6 protein-coding genes and 1 pseudogene are annotated in these 5,314 nt (G+C 47.6%); all 7 read left to right on the top strand.

Annotation, left to right across the window (positions count from 1 at the left end; translation table 11 throughout):
* Positions 1 to 70 precede the first annotated feature (70 nt).
* Positions 71 to 841: a hypothetical protein gene (locus NV64_RS22450; protein ID WP_056234970.1), complete on the top strand. Its 771-nt coding sequence runs from the start codon at positions 71 to 73 to the stop codon at positions 839 to 841.
* A gap of 267 nt (positions 842 to 1,108) precedes the next feature.
* Positions 1,109 to 1,618 carry a hypothetical protein gene (locus NV64_RS22445; protein WP_233209081.1) on the top strand — a complete coding sequence of 170 codons (510 nt, stop codon included), beginning with the start codon at positions 1,109 to 1,111 and terminating at the stop codon, positions 1,616 to 1,618.
* A 3-nt stretch (positions 1,619 to 1,621) separates the two neighbouring features.
* Entirely contained in the window at positions 1,622 to 2,143 is a 522-nt protein-coding gene (locus NV64_RS22440; RefSeq protein ID WP_233209080.1) for a hypothetical protein, read from the top strand.
* A gap of 15 nt (positions 2,144 to 2,158) precedes the next feature.
* Positions 2,159 to 2,392 carry a hypothetical protein gene (locus NV64_RS24295; RefSeq protein ID WP_233209079.1) on the top strand — a complete coding sequence of 78 codons (234 nt, stop codon included), beginning with the start codon at positions 2,159 to 2,161 and terminating at the stop codon, positions 2,390 to 2,392.
* Positions 2,393 to 2,878: 486 nt separating this feature from the next.
* Complete coding sequence (locus tag NV64_RS22430) at positions 2,879 to 3,145, top strand: PAAR domain-containing protein (RefSeq protein ID WP_072166336.1); 267 nt, start codon at positions 2,879 to 2,881, stop codon at positions 3,143 to 3,145.
* Between the two features lie 4 nt (positions 3,146 to 3,149).
* On the top strand, positions 3,150 to 4,325 hold the full coding sequence (locus NV64_RS22425; RefSeq protein ID WP_101506830.1) for a type VI secretion protein: 1,176 nt from the start codon (positions 3,150 to 3,152) through the stop codon (positions 4,323 to 4,325).
* Positions 4,309 to 5,314 (top strand): annotated as a pseudogene (locus NV64_RS22420) (type VI secretion protein VasK); the annotation flags it as partial. The gene NV64_RS22425 and the pseudogene NV64_RS22420, both read left to right, overlap by 17 nt.

The raw sequence follows: 5,314 nt of genomic DNA, 5'->3' as shown, positions 1-5,314 counted from the left end.
ACGTTATCTATGCCGTCAGGCAACGATACACTTTTGCGGTTTGCTCAATACGGAGAAGAGGTAATGGAAAATGTTTAATCAATCAAAAATTATTCTGCTTTACCTGATGTTGTTTTCATCGTCAGGGTGCAGCATAGGTAGAACTGTTAACAAGACGTTATCTCCACCGCCAGATACAAAATGGGTTAATGTTGAAGTAAAGAACCCGTCTCAGTATACGAAACCTTTCCCACTTGAGCTCAGGTATATATCACATGAGTGTCAGAAAAAAAGAGTGAGTGGGTTTGACGGCTCTGTTATCTCTGAACCCAGCTATAACGTTATTCGAGTCCCTATGCAGCAGCAGAATGGTGACTACTGGAATGAAAAAGTGGCCATGACCGGCGGCGGTTCTTGTAAATGGACGATAAGCGCCGTAACGCTGGGTATTGAATATATTGAGGCTACTCACCTTGGCAAAGATCTTGTACCCGGCACAGCTGTTGGGGTGACAATTGCATTTGATAATGACGCTTCTCGTGATGGGCAGTTTAATATTGTATCTAACAGTAATCTTTTTTTTACATCGACATATTATCCGTTGATTAAAACTAATAAAATGATTCGTAAAAACGATTCTCTAAATATTTTTGGTAAAGAAGATTTCTTACAGAAAAGAATATTATATCCAGATGGTTTGATAAGTATTAAGTTTGCACCTAAGCTAGATGAATCCAAAGTGGTTAGAATGATAGCACCGAAAGAGTATAAGGTGGGGGAATTCTATGAAATCATTTACCCTGATGGTACGGTTGTATCTGATGGTTCAACCCATCCTGATATCAGAAAAATGGTAAAATAGAACATGTATAAAAAAACAAGGATGCTGTTTCTTTCACTGATGTTATTCTCTGCTACTGGTTGTAGCCTTAGCCGGACCGTAAACAAAACGTCATCCCCGCCGGCAGATACAAAATGGGTCAATATTGAAGTAAAAAATCCGTCTCAGTATACGAAACCTTTCCCACTTGAGGTCAGATACATCTCGTATGAATGCAAGAAAAGGAGAATCAGTGGATTTGATGGTTCCGTTATCACGGAACCCAGCTATAACGTTATTGTAATCCCTATGCAGCAAGAAAGCGGGGATACCTGGAAAGCAAAAGTTGCTATGACCGGTGGTGGCTCGTGTAAATGGACGTTGAGTGCGGTCAATTTAGGTATCGAGTATATAGATGCAACACATCTTGGCAAAGACCTTGTACCCGGAGCGGCTGTAGGTGCGACGCTTGCTTTCGATAATGATTCTTCCAGAAATGGGCAGTTTTATATGGAGGTAGGTAATGTTTTTAAATTAACACCTAATTATTACCCTTTGATTCATACTAACAAAAGAATTCAAAAAATTGATGCATTAGAACTTTTTGGTAAAGAAGATTTTATACAAAAAAGAATTATTTACAATGTTAATGATGATGTAATTGTTTTATTTTCACCAAGACTTGATGAGTCAAAAATTGTAAAAATGCTTGCGCCAATAAAATATAAGGTGGGCGCATATTATAAAATAATATATCCTGATGGTACTATTGTATCTGATGGATCGACTCATCCTGACATCAGAAAAATGGAAAAATAGGAGGTGTTTAACCAATCAAAACTTCTTCTGCTTTCACTGGTGTTGTTTTCCTCGTCTGGATGCAGCATAAGTATAAATGTTAATAAAAAACTATCTCCACCGGCGGACACAAAATGGGTCAATATTGAAGTAAGAAATTCGTCTCAGTATACGAAACCTTTCCCACTTGAGGTCAGATACATCTCGTATGAATGCAAGAAAAAAAGAATCAGTGGATTTGATGGTTCAGTAATCACAGAACCCAGCTATAACGTTATTGGGATCCCTATGCAGCAAGTAAGCGGGGATACCTGGAAAGCAAAAGTTGCTAAGACCGGTGGTGGTTCGTGTAAATGGACGTTGAGTGCGGTCAATTTAGGTATCGAGTATATAGACGCGATACATCTTGGCAAAGGTCTTGTCCCTGGTACGGCGGTGGGTGTGGCCCTCGCTTTTGATAATGATGCTTCGCGAAACGGGAAATATAGATCAGTGCAAGGGGATTTGAAACTATCGCCAAAGTATTATCCTTATATAACGGAGTAGAATCTTAATAAGAAATTGAAAGACCTGTCTTTGTATGGGAAGGAAAGTTTTTTAAGCTACAGGATTACAAATGGTAACAATGTTTTATTTGAGCCTTCGTTAGGTGAAAATAAATTAATTAGATATGTTGAGCCAAAAGAAAAAATCAAAGACATTTACCCTGGGGTAATATATCCAGATGGTAGTGTTACATCCGATGGAACCGTATTTCCGGATTTTGATAAGGTCAATAGGATGAAGGCTGAGTGAACTGACTGGCAGGAGCATTTTATCTATTAGGCGTGCCAGGCTAATTAATTATTATTCTTGCGCGTCGGGTATATGCTTTTATGGATGACCTGATACGGAGAAGAGATAATGGGAAATGTATAAAAAAATCAAGACCCTGCCAGTTTACCTGGTTTTTCTCTCTGCTACCGGTTGCAGTCTTAGCCAGGTTGTTAATAAAACTTTATCTCCACCGGCGGATACAAAATGGGTAAATGTTGAAATAAATAACCCGTCCCAGTATACGAAGCCATTTCCCCTTGAAGCCAGATATATATCACATGAATGTCTGAAAAAGAGAGTCAGTGGGGTGGATGGCTCCACCATTACTGAATCGAACACTAACGTTATCAATGTCCACCTGCAGCAGGAAGTGGAGGCGTAATTTCGATAGCACAATTGCCGGTGAAAACAGGTGTGGCGATATAATCGCTGTCACTTCGGTTAATTAAAAATTAAGGATATCTTATGCCCAAAGGATTCGTATTACTCGGTGATAAAACCACGCACGGTGGTCAGGTTATTTCCGCGACCTCTACCACGATCGTGAATGGCAAAAAAGTCGCGCTGGTTGGCGATAAAGTCAGCTGCCCGGTTACGGGGCATGGAACCAATCAGATTGTGGAAGGTTCTGCAGAATGGTCATCAGACGGCAAAGCGATTGTCGTGGATGGCTGTCAATGCCAGTGCGGCTGTCAGGTTATCTCAAGCGCACCGGATTGCGTCACAGGATAAAAAAATGAACTGGGAACGTCAAAAACCTTTTACGGTTGAACAACCGTTGCCGCCAGCATCGGGTAACTGGCTGCTGGGGGGCGTGCTGTCGGCGATCGCCGCTATCCTGTTGTTTATTCTCCATGCTTCCGGCAGGCTGAGCGCGATTAATTCGGTGAGTATCTGGCTGTTTTCACTGATCCCGGTGGTGCTGTGGCTGATTGCTTTTAGTGCGCGCGGTTACTTTTACGGGCGCGAGCTGGATCGTTATCACTTTCTGCAACGTGAAGCGCAGTACGCGCAGCAGCAGTGGGCGGCATGGGCCGGGCGTTATCTGGCCGTCATGGCGAGTTGCGTGATGTTGCCTGAGCAGATCTCTGCTGCGTTATTGCAGCAGAAAGCAAAGGGACTAACCCACTATCGGGATCTGGTTCGCCGGATTGATTATCTGCCGAACGATAAACCCGTTTTTGTCACCGCTATTTCGGCTCTACTTTCAAGCGTTGCAGAGGCCGTTCTTGCCCTGCCGGGTGAATTACCCCTCCAGGTCACGGTACTGACCGATGAGCCTGACGCATCCCGGCAAGATCTTCACACGCAATTCGCAGAGTGCTGGCAGGCAATTTTCCCGACATGCGCTGAACCGCCATCGACGACTATTACCGATACGCTCGCTTTCAGCATGGTTGCAGAGCGAATTAAGCAACCCGATGAGACGGTTAAACTGGTTCTGGTGGTGCAGATGCAGGGGCAGGATCGTTATTCCGATGGTCTGGCTGTACTGCTGCTTACCAGCGATGATGTTGCCCTCAAATATTCCATTGCCCATCAGGCCCGTCTGCTGCGTCCTGCGTCGTGGTATGTGAACCACTTCGGCGAAGAACTGCAGCTGTTCCTCACCACGCAGACCCAGGCGCTGCGAACGGTGGGTATCCTTGGCGATGCTCAAAAATGGAGCGGGCATTCTGCCGAACTCCTCAATATCGGCAATACCCATGGTGCTCGCTGGAAGCCTGGCGATATCCAGACTGTTGAAACTTACTGTGGCAAACAGGGGACATGCTCGCCCTGGCTGGCCGCTGCGCTGGCGGCTGATTTTGTCCGCCTCAGTCAGCAATCCTGGCTGACGTTGTCCTCTTCAGGCACAGAACATTTTATTTGTACCATCACATCAGGGAGTGAGGATGAATCTGTTCAATAAAACAGGACGTATCTGCGGGCTGACCTTTTTTTTGCTGCTATTGTTGGCTGCGCTGGCCGGGCTTATCTGGCATCACGGAGAACGTATCTGGCTGGATACCAACAATGAAAAAGTACTCGGTTTTTTGCTAATCGGCGTCCTTGCTCTTGGCGTGCGATACTTCCCAGCACTGACGGGTCTGGTGAAGCAATGGCGTCACCGGGAAACCGGCAAGCAGAATAATGCCCTGCCACAGGACGAAGCCCGTCCTAACCGGAAAGCCCCGGACAACGTGACCGTCGAGACCCTCCGCGACGCCATGCGTAACCTCTACGGTCGTCGCTGGGGCCGCAAAATCCGCATCCTGCTGATAACCGGCACCGTCGCTGAAGTGGAGCAGCTAACCCCAGGCCTGACGGAGCAGCTCTGGCAGGAAGATCGCGGCACGTTACTGCTGTGGGGCGGTGACCTCAATACGCCGGTCGATAATTCCTGGCTGACCGCGCTGCGCAGGCTGCGCCGCCGCCCGGCAGACGGGCTGGTGTGGGTGACATCGGCGTTTGACCAGCTGTCTTATCCTCATCTTCAGCCACCGTTGCCCGTTCCTTCTGACGGTACCCTGGATGCTCTGGCATATGCGATTAGCGCACGCAGTGAAGCGCTGGGCTGGCAGCTGCCGCTGTATGTCTGGTCACTGCACCCGCGTGCCGGCAAGCCGGAAGGGCGCGTCACGCAGGCCGCCGGGTGCCTGCTGCCTGCCGGGTGTCGTGCCGACGGGCTGATGCAACAGCTTCAGGCCCTGTCGCCGGAGCTGGTCGCGCAGGGGATCCGGCAGGTCTGCCACTCCACGCAGCACAACTTTCTGCTGTCGCTGGCCGATCAGCTGCTGCGTACGCCGCAAAGCGTCGCCGACCCGCTGTCGGTGATACTAAACCCGTACCGACCGCTGCCGCTGGCGGGCGTGGTGTTCAGCCAGGTTTCTGAGGATGCGGAACGCAGCGTGGCGCATC

The organism is Erwinia sp. B116 (assembly GCF_002865965.1).
In the GTDB taxonomy this organism is placed as follows: Bacteria; Pseudomonadota; Gammaproteobacteria; order Enterobacterales; family Enterobacteriaceae; genus Erwinia.
The sequence above is the reverse complement of the archived record's forward strand: the minus strand, read 5'-3'. Positions and strand labels throughout refer to the sequence as shown.

Bases quoted from the DNA above. Each gene is read 5' to 3' on its own strand.
- NV64_RS22450 (WP_056234970.1), top strand. From the start codon at position 71: ATGTTTAATCAATCAAAAATTATTCTGCTTTACCTGATGTTGTTTTCA.
- NV64_RS22445 (WP_233209081.1), top strand. From the start codon at position 1,109: ATGCAGCAAGAAAGCGGGGATACCTGGAAAGCAAAAGTTGCTATGACC.
- NV64_RS22430 (WP_072166336.1), top strand. From the start codon at position 2,879: ATGCCCAAAGGATTCGTATTACTCGGTGATAAAACCACGCACGGTGGT.
- NV64_RS22425 (WP_101506830.1), top strand. From the start codon at position 3,150: ATGAACTGGGAACGTCAAAAACCTTTTACGGTTGAACAACCGTTGCCG.